Source organism: Cupriavidus basilensis, assembly GCF_029335485.1.
GTDB classification, from domain to species: Bacteria; Pseudomonadota; Gammaproteobacteria; order Burkholderiales; family Burkholderiaceae; genus Cupriavidus; species Cupriavidus basilensis_E.
This window is the reverse complement of sequence record NZ_JARJLM010000402.1, coordinates 1-1,434: the sequence shown is the minus strand read 5'-3', so window position 1 is coordinate 1,434 and position 1,434 is coordinate 1. Positions and strand designations below refer to the sequence as shown.

Genomic DNA, 1,434 nt, shown 5'->3' with positions numbered 1-1,434 from the left:
CGCTCGCGGATCCAGGACGCTGACTACGCGACCGAAGTGTCGAACATGTCGCGCGCCCAGATCCTGCAACAAGCTGGTACCTCTGTGCTGGCCCAGGCCAACCAGTCGAACCAGGGCGTGCTGTCGCTGCTGCGTTAATCGCTGCAGCAGATCCTGTAGCAAATGCCTCACCCCAGGCATGACCGGTCGTCCATGCCGGTCACGCCGGGTGCGAAGAGGCATGTCGCTTCGATGCATGGACCGGCCTACGGCCGGCCCATGCATTCGCTTTTGTGCGATCGCTGATGATCGTTACCTTGCCCCGCGGATGGGGCAGGCCCGCTTCCAAGATGCCGGGCACGGCGTCGCCAGCGAGGCGGCGCGAGACAAACTCCGAATCCGCATTCCTCTCGACGCTGGCTCAGCCAACGCCTCCGTACCGGGCCCGGCGCGGCCAGCCATGCTCTGGCGCATCCAGTTTTTGTTACTCGCCGCAGGAACGCACCGCGCCCTTGCCGGTCTATGATTTACATTCGCGTTACAATGTTGTGGCGCACCATCGGCGACGGGCGGACGGTTTCCCGCTAGCCGAGCCGTTTGGCGCATCCTAGCCGCGCCCCTTTTCATGCGATCCCTGTTGCTCTTGCTGACCGTGTTGTGCCTGTCTCTGCTGTCCTTCGGGGCCGCTGCGAACGCGCACGCCGGTATGCCGGGCGCCGTGGTGGATCCTGTTCGCGCCGAATCTGTCCGCGCCGAACTACTGGCGCCGGAATCGGCGTTCTCCCGCACGCTCGACGAACTGGATGGCAGCGCCGAACCGGCGCGCGTGTTCGCCCCGGGCGACGATGGCCTGGCCGGTGAAGCGATGGCCGAAGAGGTGGCAGGGGAAGATCCTCCCGGCTATTGCGAAATCTGGTCCGCGGACCTGCTCGATCCGCTCGACCTGCTTGACGAGATCGAAGAATCCAGCGCGCTCTTCGCGCTGCCGACGGTACGTGTCTCGCTGCCCCCCAGCGAGATCGCGCATCAGCTCCCCCCACGCCCGGAGCCCTTGCCCGCGGCGTTCTTCAAGCCCCCCATTTCCCTGGCCTGACAGCCCTGGCAACCCCGGTGCGCCAATGCGCGCCCGGGCTGCATTCCCATTGCCTGGGCGCCTGGGCCCGATCGCGTCCGCGATCGCTGGCTGACCGTTGGCGTGCGCTTGTCTGCGCGCGCCGGCGGCGGGCGCGCAGCCGTTTCGCCTGCCCCCTTTTGTCATGCAGATCAAACAGATCACTATGTTTTCCATGGTGGCGTTGCTGTCGCTTGGAGCCTTGCCGGCTCTGGCGGCGGAGACGTTCACCTTGCCGCAACTGCTGTCCCTCTCGCAGTCCACCAACAAGGGCGTCGAGGCGGCCCAGGCAGGCGTCGATGCCGCCAGTGCCGCCGTGACCAGCGCGCGCGCCTATCCCAATC

The 1,434-nt window shown here is 66.3% G+C and carries 2 protein-coding genes and 1 pseudogene; all 3 read left to right on the top strand.

Annotated features, from left to right (window positions below; genetic code table 11):
* Positions 1 to 138 (top strand): flagellin (locus P3W85_RS24130; RefSeq protein WP_276266626.1); only part of this gene is annotated, 138 nt, incomplete at its 5' end.
* 466 nt (positions 139 to 604) lie between these two features.
* Positions 605 to 1,072 (top strand): hypothetical protein, encoded by a 468-nt coding sequence (locus P3W85_RS24125; protein WP_035816590.1) that lies wholly within the window; start codon positions 605 to 607, stop codon positions 1,070 to 1,072.
* A gap of 193 nt (positions 1,073 to 1,265) precedes the next feature.
* Positions 1,266 to 1,434 (top strand): annotated as a pseudogene (locus P3W85_RS24120) (TolC family protein); the annotation flags it as partial.

Coding starts and splice junctions, on each gene's coding strand:
- P3W85_RS24125 (WP_035816590.1), top strand. CDS start 605: ATGCGATCCCTGTTGCTCTTGCTGACCGTGTTGTGCCTGTCTCTGCTG.